Below are 16172 nucleotides of genomic sequence, written 5' to 3' on the forward strand. Positions count from 1 at the left end.
GTCTTGCGGAACAACGACAAGAGGCACGCCCATGTCCCGCCTGATCCTCCCCCTGCTGTTCCTGCTGCTGAGCGCCTGTGCCGGCAGCGACCCTGCCAACATCAGCGTCTCCCCTGCCGCCAATGGCCGGCAAAGCACCTTCTTCATCCAGGCCGTGCGCGCGCAAGGCCACCGCGAGGATCTGGAGGATCGCTTCGATCTCGCCGTACGCCGCGCGCTGGAAGCCAAGGGCTATGAATTCAAGGAAAGCTCGGGAGAGCTACGGGTGATCTATGCCGTCGGCCTGGACAGCCAGACCGGCATCGTCCAGCGACCGGTGGCGACCAGCGCGGGCGTGATGACCCAGACCCAGTTCACCGATCAGGAACAGGCGCGCCTGGCGCTGAGGATTCTCGACGAGGCTACCGGGCAAGTGCTGTACCAGGCGCAAGTGGCGCGCCAGCTGCACGATCCGAAGATGACCCAGCAGGCCGTGGACGAAGGCATCGCCCGCCTGCTGAAGGATTTCCCCGCGCACCAATGAATGGGCCGGGGAACTGAGGATCAGCCGAAGTTCGACGGCGACTTGCGCACGAACTTGATGCTGTACTTGAAGTCGGCCTTGCGCGTAACACTGATGGCGCGGCGGGTGACGGTGTCGATGGTGATGTTCCAGTTGCCGGTGCTGGGCACCTTGATCTTGGCCGGGAAACGATCGAACGCGCCGCCGTGGTAGACGTGGCGGCCGCCGTTCTTGAAGCTGCGGAAGGCGGCGTCCGTCATCAGGCGGATGTTGCAGGTCATGGAACACTCGATGACGACCAGATCGCCTTCGTTGAGGTGTTCACGTTGATGGACGAACTTCATGCTGGCTCCGCTGCTACTACCGCAAAATCAATACGATAGCACGGAGCGGGGTCGGCCCGGCAGCGCCGCTGCTTGCTGGTGACGCCGCTCATCCGAACTCACAACCCCTCGAAGTCGGCCTTGCGCTCCTCGGGCTCCTGTTCTTCGCGCACCACCACCTGGCGATTGCGCGACTGCCGCTCCAACCAATAGAGGGCGAAGATCGCCAACGCCGAGATCACGCTGCGGTAAACCACGCCGGCCAGCTGCGCGTCCCACTCCATGCCGCCTTCGGTCCAGGCAATGAGCAGGCGCGACAGGGTCAGGGTGAGCTGTACGAGGATTACCAGGATCAGCGCCGGGCGCACCAACAGGCGACGACGCAGGGCGAAGACGAGGAACAGCGCGAGAGCGAACTGGTGGCCGCCGTAGAACACGCGGGCGTCACTCACAGAAGACGGCTCCATCAGCAGCATGCCGCTGAGGTTGGCCATTTCGTAGGGGCGAATCCAGTAGAGCAGTCCCAGGCCACCCCAGACCAGAGCCTGGACCAGCAGGACGAGACGGGCGAAGAGCATCCGATTTCTCCTTGGCCATGCAGCCATTGCCGAGCGTCCATACCTGCGACCGGGAGTCGCGGACGCACCACCGATCAGCTAAAGACCCCGCGTGCCGCGGCAAGTTCGGCGGCCGCGTCATATGGGGAAACAAACGGCGGGTGGGGCCGCGACACCCGCGGGAGTATGCTCGGTCGAGTTCGAATTTCGAGGTTCCAACCATGCGCACCCTGCTTCTGCTCACTGCCCTTGTCGCCGGCGCCGCCCAGGCCGCCGAGCCGCTGAGTATCGACGTGCACCGCGATGCCAATTGCGGCTGCTGCAAGGACTGGATCAAGCACCTGGAAAGCAACGGTTTCACCGTCAACGACCACGTCGAGACGGACATGAGTGCAGTGAAGACCAAACTCGGCGTCCCGCACAGCATGGGCTCGTGCCACACCGGCGTGATCGACGGCAAATTCGTCGAGGGCCACGTGCCAGCGGCCGATGTGCTGAAGCTGCGCGAGCGGGCCGACCTGATCGGCGCCGCCGTACCGGGCATGCCGATGGGCTCGCCGGGCATGGAAATGGGCGATCGCCACGACGCCTACCAAGTGGTCGGACTGACCAAGGCAGGCCAGCGCGAAGTGCTGGCGGACTACCCGGCGCACTGACGGCAACGCAACACATATGGGCTTTCCCTCACCCCTGAGCACTGGTGGAGGTGGGATGGGGCTTCCGACGCGCGGGGCACTCTCCAGGTTCCCGCGCGGCATTGCTCCACAAGCAGGATGGGGTGAGGGACTCCAAAACGAAAAGGGCGACCATCGGGTCGCCCTTTTCATTCATGCAGCTTTATTCGGCCTTTGCCGGCAACAGCCCGTCGGCACGGAACATCGCCTTGATCCCGCGCACGGCCTGGCGCAGGCGGTCGCGATTCTCGATCAGGGCGAAACGCACATGGTCATCGCCGTAGTCGCCGAAGCCGATGCCCGGCGACACCGAGACCTTGGCATCCTTGAGCAGTTTCTTGGCGAACTCCAGCGAGCCCAGGTGTGCGTAGGGTTCGGGAATCTTCGCCCAGATGTACATGGAGGCCTTGGGGTTCTCCACCATCCAGCCGGCCTCGTGCAATCCCTTGACCAGCACATCGCGGCGCTTCTGGTACTGGTCGGCGATGTCGCGCACGCACTGCTGGTCGCCTTCCAGCGCAGCGATGGCCGCCACCTGGAGCGGCGTGAAGGTGCCGTAGTCGTGGTAGCTCTTGATCCGCGCCAGGGCCGAAACCAGCTCCGGGTTGCCGACCATGAAGCCGATACGCCAGCCGGCCATGTTGTAGCTCTTGGACAGGGTGAAGAACTCCACCGCGATGTCCTTGGCGCCCGGCACCTGCATGATCGACGGGGCTTTCCAGCCGTCGAAGGTGATATCCGCGTAGGCCAGGTCGTGCACCACCAGAACGTCGTAGCGCTTGGCGAGGTCAACCACGCGCTCGAAGAAATCCAGCTCTACGCACTGCGCAGTGGGGTTGGAGGGGAAGCCGAGGATCATCATCTTCGGTTTGGGAATCGATTCGCGGATCGCCCGCTCCAGCTCGTTGAAGAAGTCGATCCCCGGCACCAGCGGCACCGAGCGCACCTGCGCGCCGGCGATCACCGCGCCGTAGATGTGGATCGGATAGCTGGGGTTGGGCACGAGGATGGTGTCGCCGTGGTCCAGGGTAGCCAGCATCAGGTGCGCCAGGCCTTCCTTGGAGCCGATGGTGACGATGGCCTCGGATTCCGGGTCGATCTCGACCTCGTAGCGGTCGCGGTACCAATGCGAGATAGCGCGACGCAGGCGCGGAATGCCACGGGAGGTGGAGTAGCCGTGGGTGTCTTCGCGCTGGGCGACCTGGCAGAGTTTCTCGACGATGTGCGGCGGCGTGGCCCCGTCCGGGTTGCCCATGGACAGGTCGATGATGTCCTCGCCACGGCGGCGGGCGGCCATCTTCAGCTCGGCGGTGATGTTGAAAACGTAGGGGGGCAGACGATCGATGCGCGCAAAGCGACGAGCTGAACGGGGTTCAGTCATGGTGTCCTCTGATGAACGTAGGCGCCCGGAACCGTCCGAGCGACGCCGGCCACTGCGGTGGCCTGGAAAGCGCGGCGCTGTGACCTGCGCTTTCTTGTCGGCGAACATATAGCTCGCTAGGCTGGCTGTCGAGTTTTTCTTTGCGCCGCTCAAGGGCGGCATCTGGAGGCCCATGTCCGCGCAACAGTACTGGCAGATCGACGTCTTCGCCGACCAACCGCTCACCGGCAATGGCCTGGCGGTGTTCCCCGACGCCCGCGGCATCCCCGCCCAGACCCTGCTGGCGCTGACCCAGGAGCTGCGCCAGTTCGAGTCGATCTTCCTGTTCCCCTCGGCCACGCTGGACACCTATTCGGCGCGCATCTTCACCGTCGACGAGGAACTGCCCTTTGCCGGCCACCCGGTCCTGGGCGCGGCAGCGCTGCTTCACCACCTGCACCAGCGCGGCGAGGAAGAACACTGGACGCTGGAGCTGCCGGCAAAAGCTGTGAAGGTTGCCACCCGGCGCCGGGGCACAGGGTTCCACGCAGAGATGAACCAGGGCGCCGCTGATTTTGGCACCGTGCTGGACGACGAAGCCCGCCGCTGGTTCGCCGAAGCATTCGCCCTGAGCGCCGCGGACCTGGCCGACTACCCGGCCGCCGTGGTCAGCACCGGCCTGCCCTACCTGCTGCTGCCGGTGCGTAGCGAGGCCCTGGCCCGCGTGCGCCAGCGCACGGACCTGTCTGCCGAGCTGGCCAAGCTCAACGCTGCCTTCGTCTTCGTACTGGACGTGGATAATCGCGAGGGCCGCACCTGGGACGGCGCAGGGATCATCGAAGACATCGCCACCGGCAGCGCCGCCGGCCCGGTCGCCGCCTACCTGGTGGAACTGGGCAAGGCCCGCCGCGGCGAACTGTTCCACCTGTCCCAGGGCCGTTTCGTCGGTCGCCCCAGCCGCTTGGATGTGCAGGTCGGGCAGGACGACGAAGTCCGCGTCGGCGGTGACGTCCAGCTGCTCGCTCGCGCCGAGCTGCTACACCGTTTCGCCTGATGCCCGAATCGCGCGACTGCGCATTGACGGTGGCACGGCGAAGCGAAACTGAAACATGGCCCAAAAGGATTCTTCTGATCCCTGTTGAGGAATTGCCTTCCACTGGGAGTCGCATCAGGTCCGGATAATCGTCCTGACTATTCCAGAATGCCCCGCGGCGTTCTCTCCCAGCAGATTCCCAGGAAGCCAATCATGTTGAATTTGTCCAAGTGCCATCGAGTCGCCGTCGTCGGTGGAGGAAGTGCGGGCTGGTTCTCCGCCCTGGAGTTGCGCCGTCTGTTCCCCAGCCAGGTCGAAGTGTTGGTCATCGAATCCGAGAACCTGGGCATCATCGGCGCCGGCGAAGGCAGCGTCCCCAACTTCAATCGCGCACTGGATCACTATGAAATCGATCGTGCCGAATTCATGCGCGAAACCCGTTCCACGCACAAACTCGGCCTCACCCTGGAGGGCTGGCGTACCGGGAAAAAGGATGATGTCTTTCTCCATCACTTTTCCTATAGCAACGACGGACTGGACCTGACGTCCTGGGTCGAGCCCAATGGCAGCTTCCCGCTGGCCTCCATCCTGCTCAATCAGGGCTATCAACTGCAGCATTACCCCGCGATCTGGCAGATGTGGAGCGATGGCGCCAGCCAGGCCGAAGCCGAGGCCTATCTCCAGAGCCTGCCGGCGAAGACGCCCATGGCCTATCACTTCGATGCGCGAAAACTCGCTTCGTACCTGCGTGACGTCGCGGTCAAGCGCGGAGTGGTGCACGTCAACGCGACAGTAGAAAACGTGCGGCTCGATGAGCGCCAGCACGTGACCGCGCTGCTGCTGCAGGATCGCGAAATCGAAGTCGACTTCGTCATCGATGCCTCGGGGCTGCACCGCCTGATCATCGGCAAGGCCTTGAACGCCCCCTGGCAGTCCTACTCCGAGCATTTGCTGCTGAACCGCGCACTGCCCTTCTTCATCCCGGCACAGACCGAGCATCCGCCGCTGGTCACCCGCGCCATTGCCATGAAGCACGGCTGGATGTGGTGCATTCCCACCCTGGAACGCCTGGGTGTGGGCTACGCATACTGCGACCGCTACACCGACAAGGAAGCGGCCATCAAGGAAGTGCAGGAGTATTGGGGGATGGAGATCGAGCCCGCCAACCACTTCGCCTTCAACCCCGGGCACTACGATCAGGTCTGGCTGGGCAACGTCATGGCGGTCGGGCTGTCTTCGGGCTTCGTCGAGCCATTGGAAGCCACCTCGATCGGCCAGACCCTGGACCAACTCGCGCGCTTCGGCCAGATAGTCGCGTCCTGCCACGGCGTGATTCCGCAACCGCTGATCGAACAATTCAACGGTGAGGTCTCGCGTTATTGGGACGGTATCCGCGACTTCCTGTTCCTTCACTACGACACGCCGCGAAACGACACCGAGTTCTGGCGTGCCGCCAGCAGTGCGCCGGCTCCTGCCAGCTACCGGGAACTGAAGCAGGCCCTGGCCCTCCGTCCCCCACGGCTCATCGATCTGGAGCCTTACACGGGCGGCCCCTTCCGCATGTTCGGCCCCTTGAACTGGATGTCGGTCGCGACCCAGCTGGGGATCATTCCGCGCGAAGCCACTGCAACCGATCTGATGTACCTTCCGCAGGAAAAGCGCGTGCGCCTGGCCGAATTCCTCCGGAAAGTGGAAAACCGGATGAAGGCTGACCAACCCGTGGCTTCCCGTTGATCTGCAAGGACGCTCCAGGCATTTCGTCTTGCCGCGAGCGCCAGCGCCGCACGCCTCCCGTGTGCGGCGCTTTGCCTTGGACTTTGCCCGCTCGCTGATCGCTCTCCCCTTACCTCAACCGGCTCTGCTCCCGTATGCCCCACTCTCCATTCCTCTTCCAGCTTCTCGTCATTCTGGCCGTCTCGCGTGCCTGCGGCCTGCTGCTTCGCGCGTTGAAACAACCCACGGTGATAGGCGAAATGGCTGCCGGCATCGTGCTTGGGCCAATCGTGTTCGGTGCAGTGTTTCCCGAATGGCATGCGGCCCTGTTCGAACCCCACTCGCTTTCGGCCCTGTCCTCCTTGTCGCAACTGGGTCTGGTGCTCTTCATGTTCGTCGTCGGCGCAGAGCTGCGAGCACCCGACGGTGTTCATGCGCAACTCAAGGCCGCCGGGCTGGTGGGCGTACTCAGCGTAGCGGCGCCCATGGCGCTGGGCTTTGCTGCTTCAGGCCTGCTCTACTCCAGCCTGGCACCGGCGGGCGTCGGGTTCTGGCCCTTTTCCCTGTTCATGGCGGCGGCCATGTCGATCACCGCCTTTCCCGTCATGGCACGCATCCTCAAGGAACGAGGCATGACGCAGACGCCCCTGGGGCGCCTGTCGATGGCATCGGCAGCCATTGCCGATGTGCTCGCCTGGATCATGCTTGCCGTGGTTGTCACGCTGACCGGGAGCGGCGGTTCTGCCGGGGTTCTGAAGACGACGGTAGGTCTGGCCGCCGTCGTGGCTTTCACCTTCATCGTGCTCAAACCGCTGTACGCATGGCTGCTGCGCACCTTTGCGGCGGATGGCAGGCCCGACCTGATGATGCTCTCGGCGCTCGCCGGCGGCGCCATCGGCTGTGCGGCGCTGACCCAATGGCTGGGTGTGCACGCCGTGTTTGGCGCGTTCCTGTTCGGAGCGTGCCTGCCCAGGGATGACCGTCTGTTGAAGACCCTGGTCGAACGCCTGGAATACCCTGCGCTGGTGCTGCTGATGCCGGTGTTCTTCGCCCTCGCCGGACTCAGCACCACCACCGACGCCTTCACCTCTACCCATCTCGGCGCTCTGGCGCTGGTGGTCCTGGTGGCGGTGGCCGGCAAGGTGTTCGGTGGTGCGGCGGGCGCTTTTGCCGGCGGGCTGGGCTGGCGCGACAGCTTCGCGGTCGGCTCGTTGATGAACGCGCGCGGCCTGATGGAACTCATCGTCATGAAGGTCGGGCTCGATGCCGGCCTGATCGGCCCCGAGATGTTCACGATGCTGCTGGTGATGGCTATTCTTACCACCGCCATGACGTCACCGATGCTCAGCCTGTTCAGTGGCAACACCACTCATCGGTGAGCACAGCCCCGGAGATTGCCAGATTGCCGCGTCGCCTGAAGGCAAGGCTCGCAACGGGAGGTCGATGCATGTCGAGTAGTGCTTCTCTTCCGCTCCGCGGCGTCGACTGACGACCGGGCTGGCGGCATTCAATGCTGACAGCAACACTGAAGCAACCTGCCTGAAGGAGAAGCCGCCATGCTCTGGCGCAAAGGACGACGCAGCGACAACGTAGTGGACGCCCGCGATGAAACCGGCGGGGGCATGGGCGGTGGCGGAGGCATGCGCATCGGCGGGCGTGGACTGAGCCTGGGCGGCGTGGCCATCGTCGTGGTAATCGGCCTGCTCTCCGGGCAGGACCCGATGACCATCCTCGGCTCGCTGCTCGGTCAGATGGATGTTTCCCAGCAACAGGCGCCGAGCCGCCCAGTGCAGGGCAAACCGGCCACCGGCGCCGACCCGCAGGTGGAATTCGTCCAGTCGATCCTCGGCGATACCGAAGACACCTGGGGCGAGATCTTCGCCCGCAGCAACCAGCAGTACGAGCAACCCAAGCTGATCCTGTTCAACGGCGGGGTGAACTCGGCCTGCGGCTTCGCTTCCTCGGCGGTCGGCCCCTTCTATTGCCCCGGCGACCACCGGGTTTACCTCGACCTCGGTTTCTTCCGCGAGATGGAGCAGAAGTTCTCCGCCGCCGGCGACTTCGCCCAGGCCTACGTGATCGCCCACGAAGTCGGCCACCACGTGCAGAACCTGTTGGGCATCTCCGCCAAGATCAACGCCGCACGCCAGCGCGGCGCGCGCATGGAGGGAGCCAGTGGCCTCTCGGTGCGCCAGGAGCTGCAGGCCGACTGCTTTGCCGGCGTCTGGGCCAACCATGCCCAGCAGCGCCTGAACTGGTTGGAGCCGGGCGATATCGAAGAAGCATTGAACGCCGCCAATGCCATCGGCGACGACCACCTGCAGCGTCAGGCACGCGGCACGGTGATGCCCGACTCCTTCACCCACGGCTCGTCCGCGCAGCGCGTGCGCTGGTTCAAGCTCGGCTTCGAAAGCGGCTCGCCGGGCAAGTGCGACACGTTCAAGGCGCAGACGTTGTAAGCCACCGAGCCGCATCGGCTTGTGGTCTGCGCCTAGAAACTGCGGCTTAGCGCGCTCACGAACAGCATCGGATCCACGGGTTTAGGCAGGAAGTCCAGCACGTTCAGCGGCGGCTCCAAGTGCGATTCACCGAGCGGCATCGGTGCGGACAGGACGATGATGGGCAGGAAGGTGCCGGTCCGGTTCAGTTCGCGGATGAACGCAAGCCCGGGGCCATCGGGTTCCAGGCCCAGGCCGCTGACCAGCAGGTCGAGGGCCGCCTCGTCGCGGAGAATGCGGCGCAGCGCCTCCGATGCACTACTGGCCGTCACGCAGCGCATTCCGGCGCCCTCCACCAGCCGGCGAAGCCGGGCCAGCGCGGCACGATCATCGTCCACCACCAGGATCACCGGCTTGCGCGCTATCAGAGGCGTGATATCGCGCAGCGCTTCGAGTTCGTCATCATCGAGTGAGTGGCGGTTGATCATGGGCGCGATACGACCAGTAGAGGCACGGTGCCATGATCTTAGATGGCAACCCGCCTTTATTCCTGCCGGACCAAGGTTGGGGCGATGTATGGGCACGCCGGCCGGACAAAAAAGGGCCGCAACACGTGCGGCCCTGGAAATACGCCGGCTTTGCCGGCGTCGTGGGATATCAGCCGGCCTTCGCCAGGCCGGCCCGGTCCAGGCGCTCGGCGATCTCGCCGAGGATGGCTGGATCATCGATGGTCGAAGGCGGCGCGTAGCTTTCGCCGTCGGCGATCTTGCGCAGCACGGCGCGGAGTATCTTGCCCGAGCGGGTTTTCGGCAGGCGCTTCACCACCACCGCACGCTGGAAGCAGGCCAGTGCGCCGAGGCGCTCGCGCACCAGCGCCACCAGCTCACGCTGCAGGTTGCCCTCGGTTACCTGTGCGCCGTCCTTGAGCACCACCAGCCCCAGCGGTACATGGCCCTTGAGGTCGTCCTGCACGGCGATCACCGCGCACTCGGCAACAGCATCGTGCAGCGCCAGCAGTTCCTCCATCTCGCCGGTAGATAGGCGGTGACCGGAGACGTTAATCACGTCGTCGGTACGCCCCATGATGTAGACGAAGCCTTCCTCGTCCACGTAGCCACCGTCGCCGGTGTGGTAATAGCCGGGATAGGTCTTCAGGTAGGCCTGGAGGTAGCGCGGATGATCGTTCCAAAGCGTCTGCGCACAACCGGGAGGCAACGGCAGGGCGATGACGATGGAGCCCTGTTCGTTCGGCCCCAGCAGTCGGCCTTCATCGTCCACGACCTTCACGTCGTAACCGGGCACCGCGCGGTTGGTGGAGCCGGCACGCAGGTCGTGATCGCCATGGCCAGTGCAGGGCGCAGTCACCGGCCAGCCGGTCTCGGTCTGCCACCAGTGGTCGTGCACCGGTTTTCCGGTCAACTCCTCGAGCCAGTGCTGGGTGGTGCTATCGAGCTTCTCGCCGGCCAGGAACAGGTGGCGCAGCGAGCTCAGGTCATGGCGCTTGAGCAGCTCGCCCTGCGGGTCTTCCTTGCGGATCGCACGGATCGCCGTGGGCGCGCAGAACAGGCTGTTGACCTTGTGCTCCTCGATCACCCGCCAGTAGCTGCCGGCGTCCGGCGTGCGTACCGGTTTGCCCTCGTAGAACACCGTGGTGCAGCCGTTCATCAAGGGGCCGTAGACGATCAGCGAGTGACCGACCACCCAGCCGACGTCGGAAACACCCCACCAGACATCCCCCGGCTGCAGGCCGAAGATGGTCGGCAGCGCATAGCTCAGCGCCACGGCGTGGCCGCCGTTGTCACGCACGATGCCCTTGGGTTTTCCCGTGGTGCCGGAGGTGTACATGATGTACAGCGGGTCGCCGCTGGCCACTTCCACCGGGTCAGCCGGCTGCGCGTGGACCAGGGTCTCGCGCCAGTCAAGGTCTCGACCGGCACGCAGCTCGGCCATCGCCTGCGGACGCTGCAGCACCAGCACGTGCGCGGGCTGATGGCTGGCCAGCTCCAGGGCCTTGTCCACCAGCGGCTTGTATTCGATGACCCGCTCGAACTCCAGCCCGCAGGAGGCGGTGAGCACCAGCTTGGGCTTCGCGTCATCGATACGCAGCGCGAGTTCGTGCGGCGCGAAGCCACCGAATACCACCGAATGCACGGCGCCCAGCCGGGCGCAGGCCAGCATGGCCATGGCCGCCTGCGGCACCATCGGCATGTAGATGATCACCCCGTCGCCCTTCTCCACGCCGAGCGCGCGCAAGGCGCCGGCCAGGCGTGCGACTTCGTCGCGCAGCTCCAGGTAGCTGAAGCGCTGCTGGGTCTGGGTGACGGGAGAGTCGTAGATCAGCGCGGCCTGGTGGCCGCGGCCCAGTTCGATCTGCCGATCGAGGGCGAGGTAGCAGGTGTTCAGGCGGCCATCGGCGAACCAGCGGTGGCTGCCGTCTGGCAGGGCTTGCAGGGTGTCCTGCGGCGCGCGGTACCAGGCCACGCGGCCGGCCTGCTCGGCCCAGAAGGCGGAGGGATCCGCGATGGAGCGGTCATGGGACTGCCGGTAGCTCATCGTCACTGCCTCTTATTGTTGTTATCGAGGTCGAACAACGAGTATGGACGGGGATCGCGGCCCCACCATCAACCTTTGGTCGTAGTTCCGCCGTCGCCCTGGTAGCGGATCCGGCGCCATTGCTTTTCAGGATTTTTCAGCGAAGCGGCGCGGCGGCGGCCGAGGCTCTCTACAACGGGGCTGGAGGAAGAATCGGGCACCGCGCCACCGCATGTCGGCGACCACAGGTCGCACCTGCTACCGCCATATGACAGGACTACACTGAGGGTCCCTTTTCACCTGACAGCACAGGGGTGAGCACCGTGAACATCCTCGTCCGTCCGTCCAGCCTCCGCAAAGACCAGCCGTGGGAAGTCTGCCTCGACCAGCAGGCGGTACGCTTCCGCAGCGAGCTCGAAGCGCGAAGTTTCGTCGCTACCCTCGAGGCGCGCCTGAAGGCGCCGCACCAGTTGCCCGAACTGGTGCAACGCGCCAGTTGATCAGGCGGCGCGCTCGCTGATCTGCCCGCTCAGCCAGCCCAGCACCGCGGCCACCAGGCTGCAGGTGGTGATGACGACAGCCATGGGCAGCGCGGTGCCGTCGTGCAGCGCACCGACCAGCGCCGAGGCGCCGGCCGCCACCGTGAACTGCAGGCTGCCCATCAGCGCCGAGGCGCTGCCCGCGTGGCGGCCCTGGCTGGCCATGGCGCAGGCCGAGGAGTTGGGCATCAGGAAGCCCAGGCTGGCAATGGCGCCGAAGAGCGGAATCAGCAACGGCCACAGGTGCTCGGGCCGGAACAGGGTGATCACCAGCAGCGCGGCTCCGCAACCGAAGTACACCCACACCGCCCGGCGCAACCAGAACCCCGGCCCGCGATAACGCAGCAGCCGTGCATTGACCTGCGCCATCAGGATGAAGCCGGCGGCATTGCTGCCGAAGATCCAGCCATAGTGCTCGGCCGGCACGCCATAGAGTTGGATGAAGATGAAGGGCGAACCGGCGATATAGGAGAACATCCCGGCGATGGCCACCCCGCCGGTGAGTGCGTAGGTAATGAAGGAACGGTCGCGGAACAGCGCCCGGTACTGCCCCAGCGCTCCCCGCAACGGCGCGCGCGGCCCGGCCGGGATGGTCTCCGGCAGCCACAGCGCGATGGCGCCGCCAGCGAGGGCGCTGAACAGCGTGAGCGTCAGGAAGATCGATTGCCAGCCGGACAGGCTGAGCAGCAGTCCGCCTCCCAATGGCGCCAGGATCGGTGCCAGCCCCATTACCAGCATCAGTTGCGAGAAGGCCTTGGCGGCGGCGACCGGGTCGCACAGGTCACGTACCACCGCCCGCGAGACCACCATCCCCGCGCAGCCTCCCAGTGCCTGGACGAAGCGCGCGCCGATCAGCCATTCCAGACTCGGTGCGACGGCGCAGGCAACGGACGCGAGGGTAAAGATGCTCACCCCCAGAAGCAGCGGGATGCGCCGGCCGATACGGTCGGCCAGCGGGCCGTAGAGCAATTGGCCGATGGCCAGGCCGGCGAAATAAGCGGACAGGCTCAGCTGTACATGCTCGACGTCGGTACCGAAAGCCTGCGCCAGTGTGGGGAAACTGGGCAGGTAGAAGTCGATGGCCATGGGCCCGAAGGCGCTCAGGGCGCCGAGGATCAGCAGGATGCGGAGGTTCATGGATCACCTGATCACGCCGGGTCGCCGGATGGCGCTGAACAGCGCGGGCAGTTCGGTGTGGATAACGGGTTGGCGCGCACGGATGGCGCAGCGAAGCCATGCATTGTGGCGAGCGCCGGGAAATTAGCAAGCTCCCTAAGCAACTCCCGAAACAAAGGGAGGGACAGGCCCGGCTGGCGCAGCCGGACCTGTCGGCACCTCAGGCCTCGTGCGCCCCCTCTGCGGCGGGCTTGGCCTTGTTCTTGCGGCCGCTGAGCTTGTCGGCAGCCGACTCCACCAGCATGTAGAACATCGGGATGAGGAAGGTGGCCAGCAGGGTCGCGGCCAGCATTCCGCCGATCACCCCGGTGCCGATCGAGTGGCGGCTGGCCGAACCGGCACCGGTGCTGATGGCCAGTGGCACGCAACCGAGGATGAAGGCCAGCGAGGTCATGACGATCGGGCGGAAGCGCAGCTTGGCCGCCTCCAGTGCCGCTTCCATCGGGCCCATGCCCTGCTCTTCGCGGCACAGCACGGCGAACTCGATGATCAGGATGGCGTTCTTCGCCGCCAGGCCGATCAGGGTCACCAGGCCGACCTGGAAGTACACGTCGTTGTCCAGACCGCGGATCCAGATCGCCAGGATCGCCCCGAACACCGCGAAGGGCACCGCCGTGACCACCGCCAGCGGCAGCGTCCAGCGCTCGTATTGCGCCGCCAGGATGAGGAACACCAGGATCAGGCCGAAGATGAACGCGGTACTGCCCGAGCCCTGGGTCGCCAGCTCCTGGTAGGCCGAACCGATCCACGCCAGGGTGTATTCCTCACCCAGCACCTCGTTAGCTACTTCCTGCATTGCCGCCAGCGACTGGCCGGAGCTGTAGCCCGGCGCCGGACCGCCGAGCAGCTTGGCGGCGGGGAACACGTTGAAGCGCGCATAGGAGTCGGGGCCCAGGATGCGCTGCACGTTGACCAGGGTGGAGAGCGGAATCAGGTCGCCGGTGTTGGAGCGCACAAAGACCTGGCTCAGATCGTCCGGCTTGCGGCGGAACTCCGGCTCCGATTCCAGCGTGACCTGCCAGGTGCGGCCGTACAGGCTGAAGTCGTTGACGTAGTAGCTGCCGAAGGTGGACTGCATGGCGGTGAACACGTCGTTGATCGCCACGCCCAGAGAGCGTGCCTTGGTGCGGTCCAGGTCGATGTAGTACTGCGGCACGTTGGCGTTGAAGGTCGTGTTGACCCCCGCCAGTTCCGGCCGCTTGGCCGCCGCGGCGAGGAACTTCATGGTGACCGCCTCCAACTGCTCGGAGGTGCCACCGCTGCGGTCCTGGATATAGGCCTCGAAACCGCCGGTGGTACTCATGCCGGTGATCGGCGGCGGGTTGAAGGACATCACCACGCCGTCCTCCTGGCTGGCGCCCATCTTCATGAATTCGCGGGTCAGGTTACGCGCATCCAGTTCCGGCGTGGTCCGCTCCTTCCAGTCCTTGAGCGGGACGAAGGACACCCCGGCGTTGCTGCGGGTGCCGAAGGTGAGGATGTCGAAGCCGGCGAAGGTCACCACGTCCTGCACGGCCGGGTGCTTCATCAACTGGTGGGTCACATCGCTGGTGAGCTTCTCGGTCCGCGTCAGCGACGCCGCTGGCGGCAGGAAGTAAGCGTTCAGCACGTAGCCCTGGTCTTCATCGGGCACCAGCGAACCGGGCACCCGACCGAACAGGATGATCAGCAGGCCGATCATGCCGGCGAACAGCACCAGCCCCAGAATGGCTCGCTTGAGGAAGAACTGCACCCCGGCGCCATAGCCGTTGGTGGCGTTCTCGAACATGCGGTTGAACCAGCGGAACGGCGCCGCCGGCTCCTTGTGTTCGGGCTTGAGGATCAGTGCGCAGAGCGCGGGCGAAAGGGTCAGCGCGACAATGCCGGAGATCACCACCGACACGGCAATGGTGATGGCGAACTGTTTGTACATCTGCCCGGCCAGCCCGCCGAGGAAGCCGACGGGAATGAAGACCGCGCAGAGCACCAGCACGATGGCGACAATCGGCCCGGTCACCTCTTCCATCGCCTTGATCGCCGCTTCCTTGGGCCCGAGCTTTTCGGTGCGCATCACCCGCTCGACGTTCTCCAGCACCACGATGGCATCGTCCACCACGATGCCGATTGCCAGCACCATGCCGAACAACGACAGCAGGTTGATCGAGAAGCCCATCAGGTACATGCCGGCGAATGTACCCACCAGCGACACCGGGATCGCCAGCACCGGGATCAGGGTTGCGCGGATGCTTTGCAGGAATACGAAGACCACGATCATCACCAGGATCAGCGCCTCGATGAAGGTGTGGATCACCTCCTCGATGGAGACCTGCACGAAGATGGTGGTGTCATAGGGGATCTTGTAGGTAATGCCCTGGGGGAAACGCTTGGCCATGGCGTCCATGTGGTCACGCACGGCCTGGGCGGTGTCGAGCGCGTTGGCGCCTGGTTGCAGGTAGATGCCGAAAGCGGCGTTCTGCTGGCCGTTGAGCGAGGTCACCAGGGAGTAGTCCTGCGCCCCCAACTCAACCCGCGCCACATCCTTGAGCAGCAGGCTGGCGCCGGTGGAGTCGCTGCGCAGGATGATGCTCTCGAACTCCTTGGGATCGGTGAACCGCCCCTGGGCGGTCGCCATGTAGGTGAAGTCCTGCGGTTCCTTCATCGGCTGCTGACCGAAGCTGCCGGCAGCGAACTGCGAGTTCTGCTCGCGAATCGCACTGGCGACGTCCGAAGGCGTCATGTTGTATTGCGCCAGCTTGTCCGGCCGCAGCCAGATGCGCATGGAGTAGTCCTTGGAGCCGAACTGGCTGACGTCACCCACCCCGGGAATCCGCTTGAGGTCGTCGATGACGTTGATCAGCGCATAGTTGCTGATGAAGATCGGGTCACGGGAGTTGTCCGGCGAGAACAGGGTGACCACCTGCAGGATGTCGGAGGACTTCTTCTCCACCTGCACGCCCTGCCGGCGCACTTCCTCGGGCAACTTGGCCAGCGCGGCCTGGACCTTGTTGTTGACGTCGATGGTGGCCTGGTCCGGATCGGTGCCGACCTCGAAGTACACGGTCAGGCTCATGGCGCCGCTGCTGTCGGAGTTCGACAGCTGGTAGATCATGCCTTCGACGCCGTTGATTTCCTGTTCCAGCGGCGCGGCCACGGTTTCCGCGATCACCTGGGAGCTGGCACCGGGATAGGCAGCGGAAACCGACACCTGCGGCGGCACGATTTCCGGGTACTGGGCAATGGGCAGCGCGCGCATGGCGACGAGGCCCGCCAGCAGGATCACGATGGAAATCACCATCGCGAACACGGGGCGTTCGATGAAGAAGCGCGAGATCACGATGAGCGCTCC

General features: G+C 65.1%; 13 protein-coding genes and 1 pseudogene. 7 read left to right on the forward strand and 7 right to left on the reverse strand.

Going from position 1 to position 16172, the window contains the following annotated elements:
- The first annotated feature begins 31 nt into the window (after window positions 1–31).
- Window positions 32–523 (forward strand): DUF4136 domain-containing protein, encoded by a 492-nt coding sequence (locus G4G71_RS28005; RefSeq protein WP_169941931.1) that lies wholly within the window; start codon window positions 32–34, stop codon window positions 521–523.
- 20 nt (window positions 524–543) lie between these two features.
- Here the strand turns inward: G4G71_RS28005 and G4G71_RS28010 are convergent, their stop codons facing one another.
- Together G4G71_RS28010 and G4G71_RS28015 are read right to left on the reverse strand one after the other, a co-directional pair.
- Complete coding sequence (locus G4G71_RS28010; RefSeq protein WP_169941934.1) at window positions 544–846, reverse strand: DUF1883 domain-containing protein; 303 nt, start codon at window positions 844–846, stop codon at window positions 544–546.
- A gap of 98 nt (window positions 847–944) precedes the next feature.
- Window positions 945–1403, reverse strand: coding sequence for a DUF4345 family protein (locus G4G71_RS28015; RefSeq protein WP_054908401.1), 459 nt, complete (start codon window positions 1401–1403; stop codon window positions 945–947).
- Window positions 1404–1586: 183 nt separating this feature from the next.
- On the opposite strand from G4G71_RS28015, the pseudogene G4G71_RS28020 reads away from it, so the two are divergent.
- A pseudogene (locus tag G4G71_RS28020) lies at window positions 1587–2038 on the forward strand (DUF411 domain-containing protein).
- A gap of 181 nt (window positions 2039–2219) precedes the next feature.
- On the opposite strand, the gene alaC reads toward G4G71_RS28020, so the two are convergent.
- Complete coding sequence (gene alaC / locus G4G71_RS28025) at window positions 2220–3437, reverse strand: alanine transaminase (RefSeq protein ID WP_065084200.1); 1218 nt, start codon at window positions 3435–3437, stop codon at window positions 2220–2222.
- Between the two features lie 172 nt (window positions 3438–3609).
- Between alaC and G4G71_RS28030 the strand changes: the two genes are divergently transcribed.
- The 4 genes from G4G71_RS28030 to ypfJ all read left to right on the forward strand — a co-directional run bounded on the left by G4G71_RS28030 (window position 3610) and on the right by ypfJ (window position 8621).
- On the forward strand, window positions 3610–4470 hold the full coding sequence (locus tag G4G71_RS28030) for a PhzF family phenazine biosynthesis protein (protein WP_169941938.1): 861 nt from the start codon (window positions 3610–3612) through the stop codon (window positions 4468–4470).
- Window positions 4471–4662: 192 nt separating this feature from the next.
- On the forward strand, window positions 4663–6183 hold the full coding sequence (locus tag G4G71_RS28035; protein WP_169941940.1) for a tryptophan halogenase family protein: 1521 nt from the start codon (window positions 4663–4665) through the stop codon (window positions 6181–6183).
- Between the two features lie 134 nt (window positions 6184–6317).
- Entirely contained in the window at window positions 6318–7541 is a 1224-nt protein-coding gene (locus G4G71_RS28040; RefSeq protein ID WP_169941942.1) for a cation:proton antiporter, read from the forward strand.
- A gap of 177 nt (window positions 7542–7718) precedes the next feature.
- Window positions 7719–8621: a KPN_02809 family neutral zinc metallopeptidase gene (gene ypfJ, locus G4G71_RS28045; protein ID WP_169941945.1), complete on the forward strand. Its 903-nt coding sequence runs from the start codon at window positions 7719–7721 to the stop codon at window positions 8619–8621.
- Between the two features lie 32 nt (window positions 8622–8653).
- Here the strand turns inward: ypfJ and G4G71_RS28050 are convergent, their stop codons facing one another.
- Window positions 8654–9088 carry a response regulator gene (locus G4G71_RS28050; protein WP_169941947.1) on the reverse strand — a complete coding sequence of 145 codons (435 nt, stop codon included), beginning with the start codon at window positions 9086–9088 and terminating at the stop codon, window positions 8654–8656.
- A gap of 169 nt (window positions 9089–9257) precedes the next feature.
- Entirely contained in the window at window positions 9258–11153 is a 1896-nt protein-coding gene (locus tag G4G71_RS28055; protein ID WP_169941948.1) for a propionyl-CoA synthetase, read from the reverse strand.
- 302 nt (window positions 11154–11455) lie between these two features.
- On the opposite strand from G4G71_RS28055, the gene G4G71_RS28060 reads away from it, so the two are divergent.
- Entirely contained in the window at window positions 11456–11632 is a 177-nt protein-coding gene (locus G4G71_RS28060) for a hypothetical protein (RefSeq protein WP_089285816.1), read from the forward strand.
- Here the strand turns inward: G4G71_RS28060 and G4G71_RS28065 are convergent, their stop codons facing one another.
- Window positions 11633–12808 carry a multidrug effflux MFS transporter gene (locus G4G71_RS28065; protein ID WP_169941950.1) on the reverse strand — a complete coding sequence of 392 codons (1176 nt, stop codon included), beginning with the start codon at window positions 12806–12808 and terminating at the stop codon, window positions 11633–11635.
- 199 nt (window positions 12809–13007) lie between these two features.
- On the reverse strand, window positions 13008–16160 hold the full coding sequence (locus tag G4G71_RS28070) for an efflux RND transporter permease subunit (RefSeq protein ID WP_169941952.1): 3153 nt from the start codon (window positions 16158–16160) through the stop codon (window positions 13008–13010).
- Window positions 16161–16172: the final 12 nt, after the last annotated feature.

Origin of the sequence: Pseudomonas multiresinivorans, assembly GCF_012971725.1 — a bacterium.
Classification (GTDB): domain Bacteria; phylum Pseudomonadota; class Gammaproteobacteria; order Pseudomonadales; family Pseudomonadaceae; genus Pseudomonas; species Pseudomonas multiresinivorans.

Coding starts and splice junctions, on each gene's coding strand:
- G4G71_RS28005 (WP_169941931.1), top strand. CDS start 32: ATGTCCCGCCTGATCCTCCCCCTGCTGTTCCTGCTGCTGAGCGCCTGT.
- G4G71_RS28010 (WP_169941934.1), bottom strand. CDS start 846: ATGAAGTTCGTCCATCAACGTGAACACCTCAACGAAGGCGATCTGGTC.
- G4G71_RS28015 (WP_054908401.1), bottom strand. CDS start 1,403: ATGCTCTTCGCCCGTCTCGTCCTGCTGGTCCAGGCTCTGGTCTGGGGT.
- alaC (WP_065084200.1), bottom strand. CDS start 3,437: ATGACTGAACCCCGTTCAGCTCGTCGCTTTGCGCGCATCGATCGTCTG.
- G4G71_RS28030 (WP_169941938.1), top strand. CDS start 3,610: ATGTCCGCGCAACAGTACTGGCAGATCGACGTCTTCGCCGACCAACCG.
- G4G71_RS28035 (WP_169941940.1), top strand. CDS start 4,663: ATGTTGAATTTGTCCAAGTGCCATCGAGTCGCCGTCGTCGGTGGAGGA.
- G4G71_RS28040 (WP_169941942.1), top strand. CDS start 6,318: ATGCCCCACTCTCCATTCCTCTTCCAGCTTCTCGTCATTCTGGCCGTC.
- ypfJ (WP_169941945.1), top strand. CDS start 7,719: ATGCTCTGGCGCAAAGGACGACGCAGCGACAACGTAGTGGACGCCCGC.
- G4G71_RS28050 (WP_169941947.1), bottom strand. CDS start 9,088: ATGATCAACCGCCACTCACTCGATGATGACGAACTCGAAGCGCTGCGC.
- G4G71_RS28055 (WP_169941948.1), bottom strand. CDS start 11,153: ATGAGCTACCGGCAGTCCCATGACCGCTCCATCGCGGATCCCTCCGCC.
- G4G71_RS28065 (WP_169941950.1), bottom strand. CDS start 12,808: ATGAACCTCCGCATCCTGCTGATCCTCGGCGCCCTGAGCGCCTTCGGG.